The following is a 23,066-nucleotide window of genomic DNA, read 5'->3' as shown; positions in this document are numbered from 1 at the left end:
TTGCTAATCTTCAGTAAAGGCTATTTCCGTCAAATCTTATCGGTCAGTTTCTAGTGATCCAATTTAGGCATTAATCCCATTTGGTCAAAAGTAAATGCATATAAATCTGTCCAGGTTTCTATTTGTTTAGAGGTTGGTGTTCCGGCTCCGTGCCCGGCATCTGTTTCTATGCGTATGAGCATTGGCCGCGAACCTTTATAGGCATTTTGGAGCGTAGCAATGTATTTAAATGAATGAGCAGGTACGACGCGGTCGTCATGATCTGCCGTAGTTACCATTACCGCCGGGTAGTTCAGCCTGGGATTGATCGCATGAATGGGGGAGTATTTATACAGGTATTCAAACATTTCCTTGCTGTCCTCACTCGTGCCATAATCGGTAGCCCAGTAGCGGCCAATTGTAAAGTGCTGGTATCTGAGCATATCCATTACACCGACTTGAGGAATGGCCACGCGAAATAAATCGGGTGTTTGGTTGATCACAGCCCCTACAAGGAGTCCACCGTTGGAGCCACCCTGGATTGCCAGGTATTTAGGTTTTGTGTATTTGTTGTCAATCAAGTAATTGGCCGCGGCTATAAAATCATCAAATACATTTTGCTTTTGCATTTTTGTACCTGCTTTATGCCAAGTCTCACCGTATTCACCTCCTCCTCTTAGGTTGGCGACGGCATAGATCCCTCCATTTTCGAGCCAGAGAAGTCGTCGCACATCAAAGCCAGGGTTCAAACTAACATTAAATCCACCATAGCCATACAGCCATGTTGGGTTATTGCCATCGAGCTTGAGGCCTTTTTTATGTACAATAAACATGGGCACTTCTGTGCCATCCTTGCTTTTGTATTTTATTTGCTTGGTTTCGTATTTTTCAATATTAAAATCTATCTCTGTTTGGCTGTATACTTCCGATTCATTCTTCTCTGTATCGTACTTATACACTACAGCGGGATAGGTGTAAGACGAGAAGGTATAAAATGTTTCTGTCTCGTCTTTTTTTCCTCTAAAACCACTCACAGTTCCCAGAGTTGGAAGATCCACAGTATAAAGAAACTCGCCCTTTGGGGTGAATACTTTAACTAAAGAATGGGCGTCTTGCTGATAATTGGCAAAAATTTTACCTCCGGTTAATGAGATGTTTTCAAGAACATTGTGCTCATCCTCCGGCAGTATTGTTGACCATTTTGAGCGTTCTGGCTGCTCGGTGTCCAGCGCCAACAACTGATATTTAGGAGCGCCATCATTGGTGTAGACCCATAGTTTTCCATCGTGGTGATCAATCACCGAATAGTCTTTCTCAAAAGTGGTAATTACCTTTACAACTGGAGAATCTGCTTCCAGGTTTTTAAAGTAGAGCGCATTGCCAGAAGTAGACTCAGTGACTCCAATTATCAGGTACTTTTCATCTTCGGTTACTGAGGCACTGAAACTCCATTCCGGATTTTCAGGATCTTCATAAATCAGTACGTCCTCGCTTTGCGGCGTTCCAACTTTATGATAGTAGAGCTGACTGTTTTTGTTTTCAGCTTTTAACTCATCACCTTTTGCAGGTGTTGGATAGCGGTTGTAGAAAAATCCATCTTTGTACCAGGCAATACCAGAAAATTTGATCCATTTCAGGTGGTCGCTCAATACTTCTCCCGATTCAATGTCTTTCACAAAAAACTCGCACCAGTCGGAGCCTCCACGAGAAATGCCATAGCCCAGGTATTTGCCATTTTTGGAAATGGCAAAGTTGGTTAAGGACACGGTTCCGTCTTCTGAGAGTGTATTGGGATCGAGAAATAATTCTGGGTCACTGTCCAAACTCTCCTGCATGTAAAAAACACTTTGGTTTTGCAGGCCATTATTCTTTGAAAAAAAGTATCTGCCACCCGCTTTGAAAGGAGCCGATGTGCGTGGGTAATTCCATATTTCGGTGAGGCGTGCTTTAATATTCTCACGATAGGGAATGTCATTCAGGTAGGCGTTGGTCACGGCATTTTGTTCCTTGACCCATTGCGCTGTTTCAGCTGAGCGATCATCTTCGAGCCATCGGTATGGATCAGCCACTTTGGTGCCAAAGTAATCATCTACCACATCCACTTTTTTTGTTTCAGGATAGTTAAAGGGGCTCTTGTTGCTGTTGCAGGCAGATAATACAAGCATAAATACTATTGCAATTAGTAAATGGTTTTTCATAGGGATTGATTAATAGAGTTTTTTATTTTGGTTAAGCTTATTTTCTTTGATTTTTCCGGCTATAAATCCGGTGAGCATTCCAATGGCCCATCCTAAGCTGATGCTGGTTATGGTAATTGTATGGGCAGCTAGCAAGGAGTAGGCGGCCGCTATGGCAATACCAAGGCCCATTCCCACTGCGGTATAAGTAGAGGTGATTCGGCCTTTTACCTGTTGCTGATGAGCGTTAGTTAAATGTTTCTGAGCCTCGTCAACCCACTGTTCAAATTTTTTTATGGTCGAGATATTTTGCTCAAAAAGCGGACGGATATCCCTGACGAAGATTTCTCCTTCTGCACTAAACTTCTTACAGTGCGTACAGGTGTCGTGGTTCCGATCTAATGTATTCATCAGCCGGGGTAATACGGCTAAACTCATTGAGCGAATCTGAACCTTAGGAATATCCTGCAGTTGTTCATTAAGCAAGTCGAATGCTTCTTGCTGGTTCATGATGGACTATTTAGGTGTTTTCAGGGCTTAAAATAGAAAAAAGAAGTGAGGGCATCAAAAAAAAGCCGCCTCATTGAGAGACGGCTTAGCCTGTATATGTAATTTTTTCATTAGTCTTTCTTAGGCTTTTCTTTGCGCTCAGGTTTTGGCAGCAATACTTTTCGCGAAAGCTTTAGCTTACCAGTTCGCTGATCAATTTCTATCAACTTCACTTCAACCTCTTCGCCTTCTTTCAAAGCATCTTCTACCTTTTCAAGACGTCGCCATTCGATTTCCGAAATGTGCAATAAGCCGTCTTTTCCTGGTAATACCTCTACAAAGGCACCAAAAGGTACAATTGATTTTACTTTACCACGGTATACTTCGCCCACTTCAGGTACAGCCACAATGGCTTTAACTTTGGCAACAGCGGCATCAATTGAGTCTTTGTTTGAAGCAGAGATGGCTACTTTACCAATATTTCCTTCTTCTTCAATAGTGATCACCGTTTCGGTGGTTGCCTGAATTTCCTGAATGATTTTACCACCCGGACCAATTACCGACCCAATCATGTCTTTTGGAATGCTAAACTTAACAATTCGTGGAGCATGTGGTTTGTAATCTTCACGTGGCTCAGTGATGGTTTCATCTATTTTGTCGAGAATATGCAAACGGCCAGCTTTTGCCTGGTTTAATGCTTTTTCCAGTACTTCATAGGATAGTCCATCAACTTTGATATCCATTTGCGTGGCCGTAATACCATCACGGGTTCCTGTTACTTTAAAGTCCATGTCACCTAAATGGTCTTCATCGCCCAAAATATCGGAAAGAACCGCGAATTCACCGGTTTCCTTATCAGAGATGAGGCCCATGGCAATACCCGATACCGGCTTTTTAATTGGTACACCTGCGTCCATTAAGGCGAGTGTTCCGGCACAAACTGTTGCCATTGAAGATGAACCGTTTGACTCCAGAATATCTGATACAATACGCACCGTGTACTCATAGTCTTCAGGTAGCATTCGCTTCAAAGCACGGAAGGCCAGGTTACCATGACCAATTTCACGGCGGCTGATTCCTCGTGCCGGACGTGCATCACCAGTTGAGAACGGAGGGAAGTTGTAATGCAGTAAAAAGCGCTCGTAGCTCTTATTCATTACATCATCAATCAGTTTCTCATCTAGCTTGGTACCCAAAGTAACAGTTGTTAATGATTGGGTTTCTCCACGGGTAAATACTGCAGAACCGTGTGCTCCTGGCAAGTAGTCAATTTCACTCCAGATTGGACGGATTTCGTCAGTTTTCCGGCCATCTAATCTGAATTTCTCTTCCAGCACCACTTTACGTACGGCTTCTTTTTCTACGTCGTGGTAGTATTTTTTGATAAGTGACTCAGGCACTTCTTCTTCAGAACCCTCTGGGTAGTTCTCAGCGATGTACTCATCGATAATAGCGGCAAACGCATCAATGCGCTCATGCTTGTTAGGGTTGGCTGATTTAGCCACCGCATAAGCTTTATCGTAAGTTGCTTCCCAGATCTTCTTTTCGAGTTCTTCGTCTTTTTCTTCGTGGCAATACTCGCGTTTTTCAGTTTTGCCTAACGCTTCCATCATTTCAATCTGAGCCTGGCACTGAACTTTAATTGCATCGTGTGCTACTTTCATAGCATCCAGTAGGTCAGCTTCAGAAACCTCAGACATTTCACCTTCCACCATCATAATGTTTTCCAATGTAGCGGCAACAATGATGTCCATGTCTGCAGATTCTAACTGCGTTGCAGTTGGGTTAACCAATAGTTGGCCGTCAACACGTGCTACGCGAACTTCTGATATTGGACCGTTAAACGGAATATCGGAAACTGCTAAACAGGCAGAGGCTGCCAAACCAGCTAACTGATCTGGTAATACTTCTTCGTCAGCAGAAATTAGGTTAACAGTAACAAATGTATCTGCATGGTAATCCTCTGGGAAAAGAGGACGCAGTGCGCGGTCAATTAAGCGTGATACTAATATTTCATAGTCTGAGGGACGTGCCTCTCGTTTCTGAAATCCACCTGGGAAACGTCCAACAGCTGCATATTTCTCTTTGTACTCAACAGTTAGCGGCATAAAATCTACATCAGGCTTTGCTTCTTTTGCAGAAACAACTGTCGCTAACAAATAGGTATTACCCATTTTTACAACTACCGATCCGTCGGCTTGTTTCGCCAACTTTCCTGTTTCAATGGTAATTGTTCTGCCATCACCCAGTTCAATAACTTTTTCAAATGGTTTAATCATGACAATTTTCTTATCTTTTTTATCCTTCTTTTATCACAGCCAAAGATATGTAATATACTTTGATTAGTATAAAAAACCGGTGGAATGTTTTTATTTATACTCAATAAATTAAGCAAAAAAGGGCTCTTGAATGTTAAGAAACCTGCTTTTTTATTATAAAAAAAAGAGCAACTACCCGTGGGTAATTGCTCTTTAAATACGTTTTGAATTGCTTACTTACGAATACCAAGCTCGGCAATTAGTGTACGATATCTTTCGATATCTTTTTTCTTCAAGTAGTCAAGCAGGCTACGGCGCTTACCAACTAATTTAATTAATGCGTGTTGCGTGCTATAATCTTTGCGATTTGACTTTAAGTGTCCAGTCAAATGAGAGATACGGTATGAAAATAATGCAATCTGGCCTTCAGTAGAACCAGTATCAGTATTCGACTTCCCGTACTTCTCGAAGATTTCTTGCTTCTTTTCTTTTGATAAGTACATAATACTCTGTTTAAATATATTTAGCGGGTGCAAAGATAGGTAATAATATTGAAGCGGCAAGCAGATGAAAACTAGTTTTTTACAAAAAAAGGCAATCTAGTCAAACTAAACTGCCCTTTTGTGCCTTTGCGGTTAATGCCTAGTAGCCACGTTCTTCGGCCATTTTTTGCATTTCCTGATTGAAAATTTCTTCAAACTTTGCCTTGTCATAGTCAACCTGTAGCTTTTGGTTGTTTGACAAACGATCGTTAATGCCGTTTAGGATGTCTTCCTTGCTCACTTCTATGGCAATAAAACCGCGGTACTTACCATTGGGCAATACACTCTTTTTTTGACATGCAATTACGATGTTGTTAATTGTTTCGTCAGCCACTTCACGTGTTAAGTTTTCAAACTTTTGCTCGAATTCCGCGGCATCCCCAAACTCACGTTCGTTCACATAGCGGTCGGTAACCGATTTGGTATTGGAGTTGATCAAGGTAACCAGTCTTTGTTTGGCATTAAGAAGTGCCTTTTCCTCGGCTAAACTTAAATCGGAGCTCGTAGCCATTGCGCTGGCACGGAAAAAGTTCTTATCGGAACGGCCTTTATCTTCGCATGGTAAGTCTTCAAGAATGGTACCTACTTCGCTGTTTGTAGAAACTTTTTCTTTCGACTTACAGCTGTCTAGACTAAACATTACAACCAATGATAAGATGGCTATTCCAAAAAATCTTCTTGTATTCATAATTAATATGTATTTGGGTTTCTATTTAAAGTTAACTGTCCAACAGCTATCAAAAAGCGAACCAAAAATTAACATTCCTTAATAATTCTGACGGACGGTTGAAGTAACTGTATACTTAATTTGTTGAAAAAGGTTCGGGTGTGGACCTGTAATTATTTGCTGCAAGAAGTGCTTGTCTTGCTAAATTTGTCTGGTGATTAGCTGTTTATTGTTTGTGGTTCGCTGGTTAAAATAGCTTTAAATTGATCAATCTGATTTGGTGAACCAAGCACAAAAAGCTTATCGGCCGGGGTAATTTCTATATCGGGCGATGGGTTAAACAGGTAGGCGCCTTCGCCTGTTTTTATACCAACCAGGTTGGCTCCCGACTTTTCGCGAAGTTTTAATTCCCGGATTGTTTTTTTGTAGTTGGACACGGCCAACTTGTTACAGTTGATCTCCGTTAACTGCACATCCTGTGAGCGTTGCAAAAGGATATATTCGACAAACTCTACAACATCAGGTTGGGTTACCAGCTTTGCCATGCGCTGGCCTCCAATTCGGTCGGGCATAATCACGTTAGTGGCCCCTGCACGTCTTAATTTTGTATCAGAACGAAAATCACTGGCCCGACTAATAATTTTTAAGGACGGATTCATCTCGGCAGCTGTCAGAACGACAAACATGTTGTCGGCATCGTTAGGAAGGGCTGTGATTAACGCCCTCGCTTTTCGTATTTGAGCGGCATCAAGCACCTCCTCTGAGCTAGCATCTCCCTGAACATATAGTAGTTCTGGGTCTTCCAGGATACGTGACACAACATGATCCCGCTTTTCAACAATCACAAACTTTTCGCCATGCTCGGCCAGCTCAACGCAGGCTTGGTAGCCGTTTCTTCCATAACCGCATACGATTACATGGTCTTCCAGTTTTACAATTTTTTTTCTCAATTGATATGCTTTATACGATTGATGTAATACGCCTTCAAATATAATACGGGTTACCTGAGTTATGACGTAACCAAAAATACCTAAACTAAAAATAATAAGAAAAATGGTAAAAATCTTGCCGGCATCGGTTAATGGCACAACTTCTCTAAACCCAACAGTGGCCATAGTGATTACAGTCATGTAAACAGCATCGACAAAGCGGTAGCCTTCGATAAGAATAAAACCTGCCGAGCCAATTGCTATGGTTGAAATGAGCAATCCTGCTGCGGTGAGCAGGGCCTTAATTGTATTGTGGTAAACGGTATTATTATTTAGTTTTTGCATAACACCTCGTGTCCGATGCGGCAATTTAAGCACTTTTTATGGTTACAATAGTTGTATTTTAAATGAAGAAGAGCTTGTGCTTGCGCTTCATTTTCAGCAACTAAGTTTAGTTCAGCCCATTTGTTAACTATCCTATTCTTTTCTGCAGGCTGCTGATAAAGATAATCAATGATTTTTTCTTTTTGTTCTTCGTTGCTGTGTTTTGAATAATAAATAAACAGGTATGGAATGATTGTGTTATAGATGATGCGCAGCTTTGATTGTTTACCAAGTGTCTTTCTTTCCGTTTTTGCCGATTTTTTCCCCGGCAGGTAATGAGTGCTCCAGTAGGCCGAAGCTTCAGTTTGTAGAGTTGATAATCGGTTTTGGGTGTTGTTGAGCGTAAATAAGCTTTCGAAGTGTCCTTTTGTCTGGCAAATAAAAGACGCAAGTTGTGCAATGCGGATGGTTGGAAAGTTAACGGGGCGCAGGCGCAAAAACTTCCACATGCTGCTGTTTATTGGTTGAAGTTGATATTTTGACCTCAAAAAGTCGTACTCCTTTTTTAAATCCCTAATATGGGCATCAGGGGGCGACAGCTTGCTTAAAAAGCCCGCTTGACCAAACAGCAGCGCCTCCACCTGGAAGAGGCTGTTAGAGTGTTTTAGTAAAACAGATAATGGTGTTTGCCGGGCCATTATTTCAAAGGGCAAACCATTTACCCCAAACCCAAAGCTACGTGCCAGCAAAACAAAAAACACCTGATCCCAATTGTTTTTAGTGCTTGCCAACAGTTCGTTAATTAATTCGGATTTGTTTTCGAGCCGCTCTATCAGCAGGCGATCAAGCCACTGGTTAAGCGTTAGGGGGGTGACGCTGCTAATAGCTTCTTCGCAGGCTATCCAGTTATCGTTTGTAAGTAGTGTTTGATAGCGCTGTTCCAATGCTTGTGGAATGGGTAAGCTGCAAACGGTTACCTTTCTGTTGCTGGCGTTAATGGTATGCTTGTTTTGTTTGGCCACAACATGCAAAATTACATTATTGTAGCCGGGGTCGAGGTGATGCTGGTGCTGGTACCATTCGTGTTCACTCTGGTGAATCTCCACATTTCCGGCCCACAGTGTTCCATCTATTTTAATTTTTGCATTAAAAAAATCTGGACCGCCATCAGTATTTTTTATGCCCGGATGTATGACCTGAATAGGTTGCCCATCTGTTGAAAAAAGTTCGGGCTGATAGAGTTTGTATTTCCAGATGAAGTGCAGAAAGTCTTCGTTCATAGAGGTTTGGTTTGTTCTATGAAATTAAATTATTCTGCCAAAAAGTGCAAGCTAGATAAAAAATAAAGCCCGGAGCATAGAAATGTTCCGGGCTTTAGGTAATGTTATTGTGATGACTATATCAGGCCATGTGCCTCTAATAGTTTTTCCATGTCTTTTTGCACAGCAATAGCGTTTTCACGTGCTTTAACAGCAAAGTCTTCATTGTCGCTGGCGTAAATAATGCCACGGCTGGAGTTGACCAACAGGCCACATTTCTTGTTCATACCATTTTTAGCTACTTCCTCCAGGCTGCCGCCTTGTGCTCCAACACCAGGAACCAACAGAAAGTGGTTTGGAATCAGTTTCCGAATGTCGGCCAGCATTTCAGCTTTAGTGGCGCCCACTACATACATCAGGTTCTCTTCGGTTCCCCACTGGGCACTTGTTTTAATCACTTTCTCATAGAGCTTTTCGTTGTCCTGCTCCATAAACTGAAAGTCGAAAGCACCTTTGTTAGAGGTTAATGCCAAAAGGATAACCCACTTATCAACATGTGTTAAGAAAGGTTTTACCGAATCTTCGCCCATGTATGGTGCAACGGTTACCGAGTCGAACTCCATGTGGTCGAAAAAGGCTTTGGCATACATGGCCGATGTGTTGCCAATGTCGCCGCGCTTGGCATCGGCAATGATGAAAATATCCGGGTGATTGTACTTGATGTAATTAACTGTTTTTTCCAGGGAGTTCCAGCCATTCACCCCAAGGCTTTCATAAAAAGCCAGGTTCGGTTTATAGGCAATGGTTACATCGTGGGTGGCATCAATAATTTGCTTATTGAAAGCGAAGATAGGGTCGGTGGTGTCTAATAAATGACGAGGGATTTTATTGATATCGGTATCTAAACCAACACATAAAAAACTCTTTTTCTTTTTAATGTTTTCAAAAAGTTCTTGTGACGTCATGATTTCCAGCGGTTAGCAGTCAGTTAGACTGACTTGTTGTTGTTTACTGATTTAATGAGCTGCCAGCCGGTGGCCAGCAGCTGTCGTCTCTTTTATAAATCACTAGCTTTCAGGCGCTCAGCATTTTCTTCAACAATCAGTTTGTCGATAATTTGCTGAATATCACCATCCATAATAGCAGGTAAATTATAAAGCGTTAGGTTGATTCGGTGATCGGTTACCCGTCCTTGAGGGTAATTGTAGGTGCGAATCTTTGCCGACCGGTCACCTGAGGATACCATTGTTTTTCGCTGCGATGAAATTTCATCGAGATATTTTTGATATTCCAGGTTGTAAAGGCGGGTTCGTAATTCGGCCATTGCCTTATCCAGGTTTTTTAACTGCGATTTTTGATCCTGGCAGGTTACAACAATTCCTGAAGGGATGTGTGTTAATCGAATGGCTGAATAGGTGGTGTTCACCGACTGACCTCCAGGACCAGATGAGCAGTAGGTGTCTTTTCTGATGTCTTCCTGACGTAGTTCAATGTCAAACTCCTCAGCTTCTGGCAATACAGCAACGGTAGCTGCTGATGTGTGCACACGCCCCTGAGTTTCTGTTTGAGGGACACGCTGAACACGATGCACCCCAGACTCGTACTTTAGAATGCCGTAAACGCCTTCGCCGCTCACATTCATTACAATTTCTTTGAAGCCGCCAGATGTGCCTTCGCTACTGTTGGTCACCTCTATGCGCCAGCCTTTTTCCTGGCAATACTTGGTGTACATGCGATACAGGTCTCCGGCAAAAATACTGGCTTCATCACCACCTGTTCCTGCACGAATCTCCAACACTGCATTTTTAGCATCCTGTGGATCGGTTGGAATCAATAGCAGCTTAATGTTTTCTTCCATATCAGGCAGCTGTTCTTCCAGTTCGTCCAGCTCCATCTTGGCCATCTCACGCAATTCAGGGTCCGACTCTTCTTTAAGAATCTGGCGGGCTGAATCAATATTATCCAAAGCATTTTTAAACTCTTTACGAGCTTCAACTACCTTATTCAGGTCTTTATATTCCTTATTAAGCTTAACGTATCGCTTAGTGTCGGCTATAACTTCCGGATTGGTAATTTGCTCTGCCACTTCTTCGAAGCGCAGGCGAATACCTTCCAGTTTTTCTAACAAATCGTGTGATTGCGACATATTTTATTCCTTGAATAGCGTTAAATAATCGGAACGGCTTTATTGCCTTCCGCGTGCAGACTATCGTGTTTTGCTAGTACTCAAAAGTACCAAATTCACTTTCGATAGTCAGCTTTTTCCCATCGTGGGCTTCTACACGCCCAACAATTTGTGCATCTATATTAAATGATTTTGCAACCTCAATAATGCGCTCCGCTTTTTCCGGCGACAGGTAAATTTCGAACCGGTGGCCCATGTTGAATACTTTGTACATCTCTTTCCAGTCGGTACCCGATTCTTCCTGAATCGTTCTGAAAAGTGGCGGTACATCAAACATATTGTCTTTAATCACATGTACATTGTCGACGAAATGCAGAACTTTGGTTTGAGCACCTCCCGAACAGTGGACCATACCGTGTATGTCACTGCGCATTTCATCCAATACTTTTTTGATAACCGGCGCATAGGTTCGGGTTGGTGAAAGCACCAGTTTGCCAGCATCCAATGGCGCATCTTTAACGCTGTCGGTAAGCTGGTAGTTGCCCGAGTACACCAAATCTTCCGGTACGGAGCTATCGTAGCTTTCGGGGTATTTACCTGCTAGATATTTCGCGAAAACATCGTGACGGGCTGAGGTTAAGCCGTTGCTTCCCATGCCACCGTTATATTCTTTTTCGTAGGTTGCCTGACCCGATGAGGACAATCCAACGATTACATCACCTGGTTGAATGGTATGATTAGAGATAACATCGCTGCGCTTCATGCGGCATGTTACGGTACTGTCAACAATAATTGTTTTTACCAGGTCGCCTACATCGGCTGTTTCTCCGCCGGTAGGATAGATGCTGACACCCATCTCCCGCAGCTCGGCCAATAGCTCATCTGTTCCATTGATAATGGCGGAGATGACTTCGCCCGGTATGAGGTTTTTGTTACGGCCAATGGTTGAAGAAACCAGAATGTTTTCAGTGGCTCCAACGCAGAGCAGGTCGTCCACATTCATGATAATCGCATCTTGGGCAATGCCTTTCCATACCGCTAAATCGCCCGTTTCTTTCCAGTACAAATAGGCTAATGATGATTTAGTGCCGGCACCATCGGCATGCATGATGTTGCAGTATGCTTCGTCGCCTCCAAGTATATCGGGAACAATTTTACAGAAGGCCTGTGGAAATATTCCTTTATCAATGTTTTTGATTGCGTTGTGTACATCTTCTTTAGAGGCTGAAACGCCGCGTAGGTTGTATCTCGAATCTGAGCTCACAAGTATTATTTTATCAGTTTTTTACCTATTAGGAGTGCAAAAATAGCACAATCTTTCGGCATCGTCAAAAAAGTTAGAAAGATGTTATTCAGCAGGCCAGAAGCACTTGAACAACAATAGCTGTGTCGTGAAGGTATTTTCATTAGTTTTGTGTGCAAAATACGCAGTATGTTAAAGAAAATTGATGGGTTTATCCTTGGGCTTATCGGGATGATTTTTTTAGCCTGGATATTTCCGCAGGCCGGTGTATACAAAGGAGCTGTTAACCTAGAGGTGTTAACGGATATTGGGATTGCACTTATCTTCTTTTTTTACGGGCTAAAACTGAGTCCACAACAGATGAAGGAAGGACTGAGTAACTATCGGTTGCACGTGCTTGTGCAGTTGAGTACCTTTTTGCTTTTCCCTCTGCTGGTGCTTGTATTTTTACCACTCATGCAAACCGAAGAGCAGTATATTTTGTGGCTGGCCATGTTTTTTTTAGCAGCGCTCCCGTCAACCGTGTCCTCATCAGTTGTGATGGTGGTGCTGGCCAAAGGGAATATGCCTGGCGCCATTTTTAATGCAAGTATTTCGGGCTTAATAGGGATTGTGGTTACCCCTTTGTGGATGGGCTTGTTTTGGAAAGTGGAAGGCGCTAGCTTTGATTTTACAAGTATTTTTCAAAGTCTGCTGATAAAAATTCTCGTGCCGGTTATTGCGGGATTGTTGTTGCATCGCTACTGGGGCGCACTTGTTAAACGGCACCTTAAGCTGCTGGCCAGATTTGATAAAACGGTTATTTTGCTGATTGTTTATAAGAGTTTTAGTAACTCATTCTCATCAGGGTTATTTAGCACAGTAAGCCTTCTTTCCTTGCTGATAGTTGGCCTGGCTTCGGTGGCTTTGTTTGGCCTGGTGTATTATTGTATTGCCTGGATGGCCGGCCGCATGCATTTTAATCGCGAAGATAGGATTGCAGCGTTGTTTTGTGGTTCCAAGAAGTCGCTGGTGCACGGAACGGTTTTTTCAAAAGTACTCTTTCAGCATGTGGCAAGCCAGGGACTATTTTTAGTGCCCATCATGGTTTATCATGCATTTCAGTTGATTATCGTAAGTTTTATCGCCCAACGAAAAGGGCAGGAGGTAGTTGAGTAAGTGGCTGCCTGGCATTGGTAAAGCGCTAATTGATGCGGACTTTAATTTTTACTAATATTGCAGCCAATTCAAATGTTACATGGAGGAGATTGCCAAATATATTGCCGTTTATATCGCCGGTGCAACTGGTATTTATAAAGGGATACCAGTGGGTATTGCTTTGGGGCTAAAGCCATTGATGATAGCTTCAGTGGTTGCTTTTGGCGCCATATCGTCAGCCCTATTAGTCTATTTTTCAGGCGAACCTTTTCGAAAATGGCTATTAAACAAATACGGAACAGAAACTTTTGAACACAAAAAGGCCCGTTTTTCAAAGTGGATGGAAAAGTACGGGGTGCCGGGTCTGGGGCTCATGGTGACCGGATTACTGGGGCCCTTTATTGCCTTAATTATTGGCATGGCCCTGCTCGACAATACACGTAAATTTTTGTTTTACCTGCTTGCTGGCATTGTATTGTGGTCGTTTGGACTGACTTACCTGACCGAGCCTGTGGTGCAGCTGGTTAAGGGGCTGTTGTAAGCAGCCAATCGCTCAGCACTTTTTCTACTCTTTATTAATAAGGAATTCAATGCGTCGGTTCAGGCTGTGCGCTACTTCTCTATTGCTGTTACCTCTTATTCGTCTGATAAATTGGTCGGTCAATACATCACCTTCCTTTAAGAAACTAGCTTTTTGAGCTTGCCGTTTTGTTACTGTTACGGGCTCGGCATTACCCACGCCATTAACAGACAGCCGCTCAGCGGGGATGCCTTTTGTCTGGAGGTAGTTCATTACCGATTCAGCTCTTTTTTGCGATAGCTGCAAAGCTTCCGAAGCTGAGCCTTCGCCCGATGCATGGGCCTTAATATCCAAAATGATGGATGTATTCAAATTTAATATGGCTGCCAAACGGTTAAGTTCTTGCTGTGCATCCTTATTGAGTTCATATTTCTCTTTTTCAAACTGAATGTTTTTCAGAACAATGGCATCTTCCATGGGGAGCATGCCCACTTCAATATTAAACTCTTTGTTGTTACCCAGGCCAACGGTTGATAATTTGTGTTTGTGGTTGAAATAGCCTTTGGCCGCCACCATAAACACGTATTCGGTTTTGGGAGCCAGCTTAGCGCCGAAGCTGCCATCTTCGCGAACGCTCAGCTTCACATTGGTGCCATCGGTGCCGATAAGGCGGAGGTAGGCATCGGCCACAGGCTCATCATTCTTTTCGCTGTAAACCATTCCTTTGAGACTAAACTCGAGCTTGGGCAGTGTGAATTCGTAAATGTTATCAACAGCTCTGGAACTGCCGCGTGATGAACTCAGGAGGCCAGCCTCTTCCATGCCTTTAAAGGCAATGCCAAAGTCATCTCCTTCACTGTTCAATGGACGTCCCAGATTATGCACTTCCCAGTATTGTTTCTCATCGTTATAGGCGGCCCGATAAATATCTAATCCTCCATAGCCAATGTGGGCGTTGGAACTGAAGTAAAGCGAACCATCCATGCGTACCGATGGGAATACTTCATCACCGGCGGTATTAATCACACTTCCCATATTTACGGGTTGTCCCCAGCCACCTTCGTTGCTTTTCGTTGTTTTCCATATGTCTTTACCGCCAAAGCCTCCAGGCATGTCACTAACGAAATAGAGGGTTTCACCATCGTTTGAAATTGCCGGATGTGCAACCAGCAGACTGTCGCCGCCTACTTCTATTTGAACGGCTTCGCCCCATTTGCCACCGGAGCGACTTACCATATACATTTCAGCACTGCGTGGTTGTTCGTTATCGTAGCGGCAGCGGGTAAAGAACATCTCTTTGCCATTGGCCGACATGGTGGCACTTCCCTCATCAAACTCTGAATTAACGGCTTCGTCTAATAGTTCGGGTTCGGTCCATTCCCCTTTGGCATCTATCTTGGCCATGTAGATATTTGAGCCTCCCTGACCGGTAATCCGACTTTTTCGACGCTTCTTTTTTTCGGTGCGCATCGATGAAAAGTATATCTGATCGTAATTTGTGCTCGCATAGCCGGGCGAGAAGTCGCTGTAACGCGTATGATTGACTGTTTTTAGTTTTGTAAGCGTATATCTTGTTTCAATCGAATCGTTCATGGCCAGCTTGCAGGAGGCAATCCCATTGTGTGCCCGCTTGTCCAAAGGTTCTTTTTGCAGGTACTCTTCATATGCTTCAATCGCTTCCTCGTATTTTTGAGCTGCCAGGTAGCAATCGCCCAGGTACAGCCCTGCGTCGGCCATTTCGTAATTGTAGCGAACGGCTCGCGCATATTGCAGACTCGCTTTCTTCGGTTTATTGGTTTTTCGGTAGCATTCGCCCAGGTAATAGGAGATTTCTCCTTTGGTGTATTTATTATTCTCCTTCTTATATGCTTTTTTAAACTGTTCGGCAGCGCGATCGTACTCGCCTATCAGGTAAGCCTTGTTGGCATTGCCGAGTTTACTGCCTCCTATACAGCCAGATAAAAGCAAAAGGCCAATAAAATTGTATGTGAATAGTCTGAAATTAACTTGCATTGTGGGCATTAGGTCCGAAATTTATTAAAGAACCAAAAATAAATAATTATTAGACACATAAAAAACGGGGAGGGCGAGTATTTATTGTGATGGGGGTGTTCGTGCACAATATTGGTCGTCTCTGTTAAAATCATGTTAATGCGGTGGCTATACCAAAACTATTTAGCCAATAAATCGTTTCTTTGTTAACGATGCACAGAAAAGGCTTACATATTATTTTATCTCTGATACTCCTGGTATCCACCACGGGCATCACTTTCTCTATGCATTATTGCGGGGGTAAGTACGTGTCTACCAGTTTATATGTAGAGATGGATACGTGCTGCGATGATGGGTGTGGCTGTTGTGAAAACAAGAATATTCATTATGAAGTAGAAGAGGACTTTACCAGTCCGGCAATTACAGACGTGGCACCTGCTATAGAATTGGATTTATTTATTGCACTGATTTATTACGAGGCAGATGTTGATTTTACTTGCACTCTTCCAGTAAAGAAGTCGTTTCAGGACACCTTGTCGCCGCCGGTTACGGTGAGTGAGCGCCTCTCTTTATTGCAATCATTTCTTTGTTAGATATTGCTTGACTTAATCTATTCATTGACTTATTATTAGGAGTCTGTTTAGGTATGTGAGTGAAAAGCATGTATTATCTAATTATATTAAAGAATGATTAATTCATTTATTCGTTTTTTTCTCGAAAACAAATTAGTCACCTTTCTGGTACTTATAATATTTATCAGTTGGGGTATTATTAATTCGCCATTTGGGTGGGATACAGGTGTGTTACCAAGTGATCCGGTGCCCGTTGATGCGATTCCGGATATTGGGGAGAATCAGCAAATTGTATATACCGAGTGGCCTGGCCGCTCACCCCAGGATATTGAGGATCAGATATCGTATCCGCTAACAACATCCTTATTAGGCATTCCGGGTGTGAAAACTATTCGTAGTAACTCCATATTTGGTCTGTCAAGCATCTATGTTATTTTTGACGAAGATGTGGAGTTCTACTGGAGCCGCACGCGTATCCTGGAGAAGCTCAACTCCTTACCTGCCGGGACGCTGCCACCTGATGTGAGTCCGGCGCTGGGCCCCGATGCTACAGCTTTGGGGCAGATTTATTGGTACACCCTGGAAGGGCGTGATAAGGATGGAAACCCAACCGGTGGCTGGGATCCTCATGAGTTGCGCAGTATACAGGATTTTCATATTCGTTATGCGCTAACAGCCGCTGAAGGGGTGGCCGAAGTGGCCTCTATCGGTGGCTTTGTGAAAGAATACCAGATAGATATTGACCCGAATGCCATGAAGGCGCATGGTGTAACGGTGGCACAGGTAATGAAGGCCATCAAAAACAGTAACCTCGACATTGGTGCGCGTACTATTGAGTTTAACCGTGTGGAATATTTGGTAAGGGCACTAGGATATATAAAGAACCTTGAGGATATTGAGAAAAGTGTGGTGACGGTTAAGGACAATGTGCCTATTCGTATCAAAGATGTGGCCAAGGTTACATTTGGTCCGGCTGCTCGCAGGGGAGGACTTGATAAAGGAGGTGCCGAAGCTGTTGGAGGCGTTGTGGTGGCCCGCTATGGCACCAACCCTTTAAAGGCTATCGAGAATATGAAGGCTAAGATTGCGGAGATTGCCCCCGGTTTGCCCACAAAAACATTGGCAGATGGCACGGTATCGAAAGTGACCATCGTACCCTTTTACGATCGTACCGGACTGATTAAAGAAACCTTAGGTACCTTGGAAGAGGCTATCTCACTCGAATTGCTGATCAGTATTTTGGTGGTGATTGTCTTGGTGTTTAACCTGCGCGCCTCCTTCCTGATATCAAGTTTATTACCCATTGGGGTGCTTATCACCTTCATTACCATGCGGCAGTTTGGGGTTGATGCCAATATTGTTGCCCTTTCGGGTATTGCGATTGCCATTGGTGTGATGGTGGATGTGGGAGTGGTGTTTGTTGAAAACATCATCCGGCACATAGAGCTCCCGGAGAATAAAGGGGCAAGGGGTAAAGAGCTGCTTCATGTGGTTTACACCGCCACTACCGAGGTGGCAGGAGCGGTTATCACTGCCTTGTCAACCACCATCATTAGTTTCTTGCCGGTATTTGCCATGGAAGCGGCCGAAGGTAAATTATTCAAGCCCTTGGCATTCACCAAGACCTTTACCATGATGTCGGCCTTGCTGATAGGTCTAATCATTATTCCTACATTGGCGCATCTGGTGTTTTCCATTAAAATAGAAAAACGCCGCTACCAGCGACTACGGAATATCATTCTTGTTGTGGCAGGTATTGTTCTGTCGGTAGCAAGCGGAAATTATATCGCCTTAGCTATTACGGCTTATGGTATCAATGGGCTCGTGGCTCACCAGTGGCCTGAGGCAAAGAAGCAATGGGTTAACTTTATTAATGTAGCCATTACCATTGTGGTGGTTGTATTTTTCCTAACAAAAGCCTGGATGCCGCTGGGGGCTCAGAATTCAATGTTCGCCAACTTCTTATTTGTTATTGCAGTTGTGACTGTTGTATTGGGTGGTTTATCACTGGTGGTCGTTTTTTATCAACGCATTTTGAACTGGTGTTTGAGCCATAAATGGCAGTTCTTAGTGTTGCCGGCTTTGGTGGTACTGTTTGGAATTACCAGCTGGCAGGGCTTTGATAAGCTATTTGGGTTCGTACCTCAGGTAATTAAAGGCACCGATACGTATGCCTATTTGGATAAGAAGTTGCCGGGTATAGGTAAAGAGTTTATGCCTTCGCTCGATGAAGGTTCTTTCTTGCTAATGCCAACTACCATGCCACATTCAGGGATTGAAGAGAACCTGGAAGTGATTCGTATCCTGGATAAACGAGTAAATGCCATCCCCGAAGTCGAGTCGGTAGTTGGTAAATGGGGCCGTGTGAATTCAGCATTGGATCCGGCACCGGTATCCATGTATGAAAATGTAATTAATTACAAGCCGGAATACATCCTTAACGATAAAGGACACCGCATGCGTTTTGAAGTAAATCGCGAAGGAGCCTATAAATTGAAAGACGGAAGCGTGTATCATCCTAAAAAGGAAGGGTTCCGATTGATTGATAAAAGCCTGTTGATAGAAGATAAAAACGGGGAATATTTCAGGCAGTGGCGTAAGGAGATTCAATCGCCTGACGATATCTGGGACGAAATACTGGAGAAAAGTTCGATTCCGGGCTTAACATCGGCCCCCAAGCTCCAGCCTATTTCAACGCGTTTGGTAATGCTGCAAACCGGTATGCGAGCGCCAATGGGCTTGAAAGTGTATGGACCAGATTTGGAAAGTATTGAGCAGGCTGGCTTTAAGCTGGAGCAAGAGCTGAAACATGTAGAGGGCGTTAATGGCATGTCGGTATTTGCCGATCGTGTGGTTGGTAAGCCCTACCTTGAGTTGGACATTGACCGCGATGCCATTGCACGCTATGGACTGGATGTGCAGAGCCTACAGGCAGTTATTGGTAGTGCCATCGGGGGAATGCCGCTCACCAGCACGGTGGAAGGCCGCGAGCGCTATCCGGTACGTTTGCGTTATGCACGCGAGTTCAGAGATAACCCTGAAGATTTGAAGAAGATTCTGATTCCGACGCCTACAGGGGCACAAGTTCCTTTGGGCCAGTTGGTGGATATTCTGTACAAGCGCGGTCCGCAAATGATTAAGAGTGAAGATACCTTCCTGGTTGGCTACGTTATTTTTGATAAGCAGGCTGGCTATGCCGAGGTCGATGTGGTGGAAAAAGCACAGGCTTATCTCAATAAGCAGTTGGACGAAGGAAAACTGGTGTTACCTCCGGGCGTGAGCTATAAGTTTACCGGTAACTACGAAAATCAGATACGGGCCACCAAGCGCCTGATGATTGTTATTCCGATATCACTCATCATTATTTTCCTGATTTTATATTTTCAGTTCCGTTCGGTTATTTCTACCAGTCTGATCTTTACCGGGATACTGGTGGCATTTTCAGGTGGATTTATCATGCTGTGGCTCTATGCCCAGCCCTGGTTTATGGATGGTACTTTGGCCGGCATGAGCTTGCGAACCCTTTTCCAGGTGAGTAATATCAACCTCAGCGTGGCCGTATGGGTCGGGTTTATTGCCTTGTTTGGCGTAGCAACCGACGATGGCGTGCTCATCAGCACCTACATCAAGCAATTGCAGGATAAACGCAATCCACAAACGGTGGCCCAGGTGCGTGCGCTGGTACTCGAAGCGGGGAGCAAGCGGGTGCGTCCGGCCGTAATGACCACTGCAACAACCATTATTGCCTTGTTACCGGTTTTAACATCAACCGGAAAAGGGTCTGATATCATGGTGCCAATGGCTATACCGGTATTTGGAGGAATGACCATTGCTGTGATGACCATGTTTGTGGTGCCCGTTCTCTATAGTTTGTGGCAGGAGACGATAATTAAACGTAAGTTAAAACAGTAAACAACTTAGGTGATGAAACGAACAATAGTATATATTCTGACGATGTTGTTACCGGTGTTGGCTGCAGGGCAGGAGGAGCTGAATAAGTACCTCACCATTGCAGCAGAGAATAACCCGGGGCTAAGGGCCGCTTTTAACAACTACCTGTCAGCACTTGAAAAAGCGCCTCAAGCGGGTTCTTTGCCCGATCCACAGTTGGCTTTCGGCTATTTTATTCAGCCGGTGGAAACGCGCAACGGGCCGCAGGAATTTAAGATTTCGGCTACTCAAATGTTTCCATGGTTTGGCACCTTAAAAGCCAAAGAAACAGCTACATTTAAACAGGCCATGGCTCAATATGGCATGTTTAATGATAAGCGGTCCAAACTGTTTAATGAGGTTAAAGCCAGTTGGTACAACCTGTATTTTAATAATAAGGCAGTGGCCATCACTTTGGAAAACATTGATATTCTCAACACATTTAAAAAACTGGCGACTGTTAAAGTGGAGGCCGGAAAGGTGTCGGCGGTGGATCAGTATCGTATTGAGATGGAAATAAATGATTTGGAGAATCAACTGGCTGATTTGCGCGATAAGCAATATGTGCTTGAGTTGGAATTTAATAAACTGTTGAATGTGCAGGAACCCATTACCCTCACATGGCCCGATAGCTTGTGGACAACCGATTTTTATTTGAATAAAACAGCGGCGCTTGATTCAATAAAAGCCAATAACCACCAGTTGTTAAGTATTGACCGGCAAATTGAATCCCTGGAGCTAAGAAAGCAGATTGCTAAAAAGGAGGGCGCTCCGTCGTTTAGTTTGGGAATTGATTATGTATCCATCGGTAAAGGCGCCAATAATATGTCCGGCAAAGATGCCATTGCTTTTCCTAAAGTGGGCATAACCATTCCTTTGTATCGAAATAAATACAAGAGCATGGTGCAGGAGGTGGTTTATCTCGAAAAGGCCAAAGACTTTGAGCGTGTTGATAAGGTCAATGCCCTGGAGGTTATCTTTGAAAATACCTGGAAAGATTACACCGATGCGCGCCGCCGGATTGAGCTATTTCAGGCTCAGCTAGGCTTGGCTCAAAAGGCCATGAAGCTGTTGGAAACAGAGTATGCCTACGCCAATAAAAATTTTGAAGAAATATTGCGTATAGAGCGTCGTCTATTGCAGTATCAGCTGGAGTTGGAAAAGGCCAAAACAGATAAGCAGGCGGCCATCGCCTTTATTAGTTATCTGATGGGTAAATAGTTTGTTAATATTTAATAAAGGATAAGATGAATACAATCATTCAATATATAAAAGATAATTACAAGCCGGTACTCATAACACTGCTTATCGGTTTGTTGGTAGGATGGGCCATCGCACCATCAGGAAACAGCAGCACTCAGGGCGATGCTCATGAGGCGCATCAGCATGAAAAAGAAACGGTATGGACCTGCTCTATGCACCCACAAATTAAACAGAATGAACCGGGTTTGTGTCCTATTTGCGCCATGGATCTGATTCCTCTGGAAGGTATGGAGGCAGCTGAAGGGGCCGACCCCAATGAAGTGGTGATGACCGAAGCGGCCGCTAAACTGGCTGAGGTACAAACCAGCATCGTGCAATGGGGCTTACCTGTGAAGGAAATTTATTTGCAAGGGAAGATAAGTGTGGATGAGCGCCGTATTGCTGAACTAACGGCTCGTTTTGGCGGGCGTATTGAAAAGCTCGACATCAATTTTACAGGGCAGAATGTGCGAAAAGGACAGAAGCTGGCCACCATCTATTCACCCGACCTGGTTAGCGCCCAGCGGGAATTGATTGAGGCTTTTTCCGTGAAGGAAAGTAATCCTTCTTTATACCAGGCCTCAAAAGCCAAACTGCGCTCCTGGGATTTAACCGAAGCGCAAATTGCCGTCATCGAAAAAAGTGGCGAGCCTCAGGTCTATTTCGATATTTTATCACCCATATCAGGCACGGTGATGGCGCGTAATGTTGCTTTGGGCGACTATGTGAAAGAAGGCGTACCCTTGTTTCAGGTGGTGGACCTCAGACGCGTGTGGGCGCTGTTTGATGCCTATGAATCTGATTTGCCATGGGTAAATAAAGGGGATAAAGTTAGTTTTTCCCTCGAAGCTTTGCCCGGAGAAACATTTACTGCCAAAGTGAGCTATGTGGATCCGATGATTGATGCGACAACACGCGTGGCTAAAGTGCGCGTTGAGGTGGATAATAGTCGTCTGCAATTAAAGCCGGAGATGTTTGCCAATGCGGTTTTAGAAACGCGCCTGTCTGATGAGAACATGATCGTCATTCCTAAATCAGCTGTGCTATGGACCGGTAAGCGAGCGGTTGTTTACACCAAGGTTAAGGAGCGCGAAACGCCTACCTTTTTGTTCAGGGAAATTACACTTGGACCTGATGCCGGTGATCATTATGTAGTTAAAGAGGGCTTAGAGGTAGGCGAGGAAATTGCTACCAACGGCGTGTTTAAAATTGATGCATCGGCGCAGCTTATGGGCCTGAAGAGCATGATGAATGCGCCTGATACCGAAAATAAGCAGACGGCCAGTTTTACGGTAGCCGGTAATTGCGATATGTGTAAGGAACGCATCGAAAATGCGGCTTTGTCGGTGTTTGGGGTGGTAAGTGCCCAGTGGTCGGCCGATGCACAGCAGGTGGAAGTGGTATTTGATCCGGAGCATAGCAATGTGGATGCCATTCAAAAGGCCATTGCGAAAGTGGGTCACGATACCGAAAAATATAAAGCCGATGATGCGGTTTACGAAGAGTTACACAGTTGTTGCCTATATGAACGGCTGGATCAGCAAGCTGTTGTAAAGTCATCAACCAGCCCAACGAAAGAGGCTAAGCACGCCATGTTTAAGGTGGCGGGTAACTGTGGCATGTGTCAGGAGCGCATTGAAGAGGCCGCCCTGTCGGTAAAAGGAGTGAGCTCTGCCAAATG

At 44.0% G+C, this 23,066-nt stretch carries 17 protein-coding genes; 6 read left to right on the top strand and 11 right to left on the bottom strand.

Translation table 11 applies throughout. The features are described from left to right. Positions 1-50: 50 nt before the first annotated feature. From ACSX1H_RS11865 to ACSX1H_RS11820, 10 genes are all read right to left on the bottom strand, one after another. On the bottom strand, positions 51-2,177 hold the full coding sequence (locus tag ACSX1H_RS11865) for a prolyl oligopeptidase family serine peptidase (protein ID WP_439184192.1): 2,127 nt from the start codon (positions 2,175-2,177) through the stop codon (positions 51-53). A gap of 9 nt (positions 2,178-2,186) precedes the next feature. After that, positions 2,187-2,666 carry a hypothetical protein gene (locus ACSX1H_RS11860; RefSeq protein ID WP_439184191.1) on the bottom strand — a complete coding sequence of 160 codons (480 nt, stop codon included), beginning with the start codon at positions 2,664-2,666 and terminating at the stop codon, positions 2,187-2,189. A gap of 110 nt (positions 2,667-2,776) precedes the next feature. Then, positions 2,777-4,924, bottom strand: a complete 2,148-nt coding sequence (gene pnp, locus ACSX1H_RS11855) for a polyribonucleotide nucleotidyltransferase (RefSeq protein ID WP_439184190.1) — start codon at positions 4,922-4,924, stop codon at positions 2,777-2,779. Between the two features lie 212 nt (positions 4,925-5,136). Then, on the bottom strand, positions 5,137-5,406 hold the full coding sequence (gene rpsO / locus ACSX1H_RS11850) for a 30S ribosomal protein S15 (protein ID WP_439184188.1): 270 nt from the start codon (positions 5,404-5,406) through the stop codon (positions 5,137-5,139). 139 nt (positions 5,407-5,545) lie between these two features. Beyond that, on the bottom strand, positions 5,546-6,133 hold the full coding sequence (locus ACSX1H_RS11845; RefSeq protein WP_439184187.1) for a hypothetical protein: 588 nt from the start codon (positions 6,131-6,133) through the stop codon (positions 5,546-5,548). Between the two features lie 197 nt (positions 6,134-6,330). Continuing rightward, entirely contained in the window at positions 6,331-7,386 is a 1,056-nt protein-coding gene (locus ACSX1H_RS11840) for a potassium channel family protein (protein WP_439184186.1), read from the bottom strand. Then, the gene (locus ACSX1H_RS11835; protein ID WP_439184185.1) at positions 7,374-8,645 is read right to left on the bottom strand and encodes a DUF2851 family protein; all 1,272 of its coding nucleotides are present in this window, start codon (positions 8,643-8,645) and stop codon (positions 7,374-7,376) included. Before ACSX1H_RS11835 ends, ACSX1H_RS11840 begins: the two co-directional genes overlap by 13 nt. A gap of 116 nt (positions 8,646-8,761) precedes the next feature. Further along, complete coding sequence (gene pyrF, locus ACSX1H_RS11830; protein ID WP_439184184.1) at positions 8,762-9,589, bottom strand: orotidine-5'-phosphate decarboxylase; 828 nt, start codon at positions 9,587-9,589, stop codon at positions 8,762-8,764. 92 nt (positions 9,590-9,681) lie between these two features. Beyond that, positions 9,682-10,770 (bottom strand): peptide chain release factor 1, encoded by a 1,089-nt coding sequence (prfA, locus tag ACSX1H_RS11825; protein WP_439184183.1) that lies wholly within the window; start codon positions 10,768-10,770, stop codon positions 9,682-9,684. A gap of 73 nt (positions 10,771-10,843) precedes the next feature. Then, on the bottom strand, positions 10,844-12,013 hold the full coding sequence (locus ACSX1H_RS11820) for an AIR synthase related protein (RefSeq protein ID WP_439184181.1): 1,170 nt from the start codon (positions 12,011-12,013) through the stop codon (positions 10,844-10,846). 168 nt (positions 12,014-12,181) lie between these two features. Between ACSX1H_RS11820 and ACSX1H_RS11815 the strand changes: the two genes are divergently transcribed. Next, entirely contained in the window at positions 12,182-13,150 is a 969-nt protein-coding gene (locus ACSX1H_RS11815) for a bile acid:sodium symporter family protein (protein ID WP_439184180.1), read from the top strand. Between the two features lie 79 nt (positions 13,151-13,229). Further along, a complete protein-coding gene (locus ACSX1H_RS11810; RefSeq protein ID WP_439184179.1) occupies positions 13,230-13,670 on the top strand; it encodes a VTT domain-containing protein in 441 nt (146 codons plus the stop codon). A gap of 24 nt (positions 13,671-13,694) precedes the next feature. On the opposite strand, the gene porE is transcribed toward ACSX1H_RS11810, so the two are convergent. Continuing rightward, positions 13,695-15,671, bottom strand: a complete 1,977-nt coding sequence (gene porE / locus ACSX1H_RS11805; protein ID WP_439184178.1) for a PorE family type IX secretion system protein — start codon at positions 15,669-15,671, stop codon at positions 13,695-13,697. Between the two features lie 182 nt (positions 15,672-15,853). On the opposite strand from porE, the gene ACSX1H_RS11800 reads away from it, so the two are divergent. The 4 genes from ACSX1H_RS11800 to ACSX1H_RS11785 all read left to right on the top strand — a co-directional run. Continuing rightward, positions 15,854-16,234 carry an HYC_CC_PP family protein gene (locus ACSX1H_RS11800; protein WP_439184176.1) on the top strand — a complete coding sequence of 127 codons (381 nt, stop codon included), beginning with the start codon at positions 15,854-15,856 and terminating at the stop codon, positions 16,232-16,234. Positions 16,235-16,327: 93 nt separating this feature from the next. Further along, positions 16,328-20,125 (top strand): efflux RND transporter permease subunit, encoded by a 3,798-nt coding sequence (locus ACSX1H_RS11795; RefSeq protein ID WP_439184175.1) that lies wholly within the window; start codon positions 16,328-16,330, stop codon positions 20,123-20,125. Between the two features lie 12 nt (positions 20,126-20,137). Continuing rightward, complete coding sequence (locus ACSX1H_RS11790; RefSeq protein ID WP_439184174.1) at positions 20,138-21,364, top strand: TolC family protein; 1,227 nt, start codon at positions 20,138-20,140, stop codon at positions 21,362-21,364. Between the two features lie 26 nt (positions 21,365-21,390). Continuing rightward, the coding region (locus tag ACSX1H_RS11785; protein ID WP_439184173.1) for an efflux RND transporter periplasmic adaptor subunit at positions 21,391-23,066 on the top strand (1,676 nt) is incomplete at its 3' end.

It is taken from the genome of Carboxylicivirga taeanensis (assembly GCF_051851475.1).
GTDB lineage: Bacteria > Bacteroidota > Bacteroidia > Bacteroidales > Marinilabiliaceae > Carboxylicivirga > Carboxylicivirga taeanensis.
This window is presented reverse-complemented; position numbering and strand designations above follow the sequence as displayed.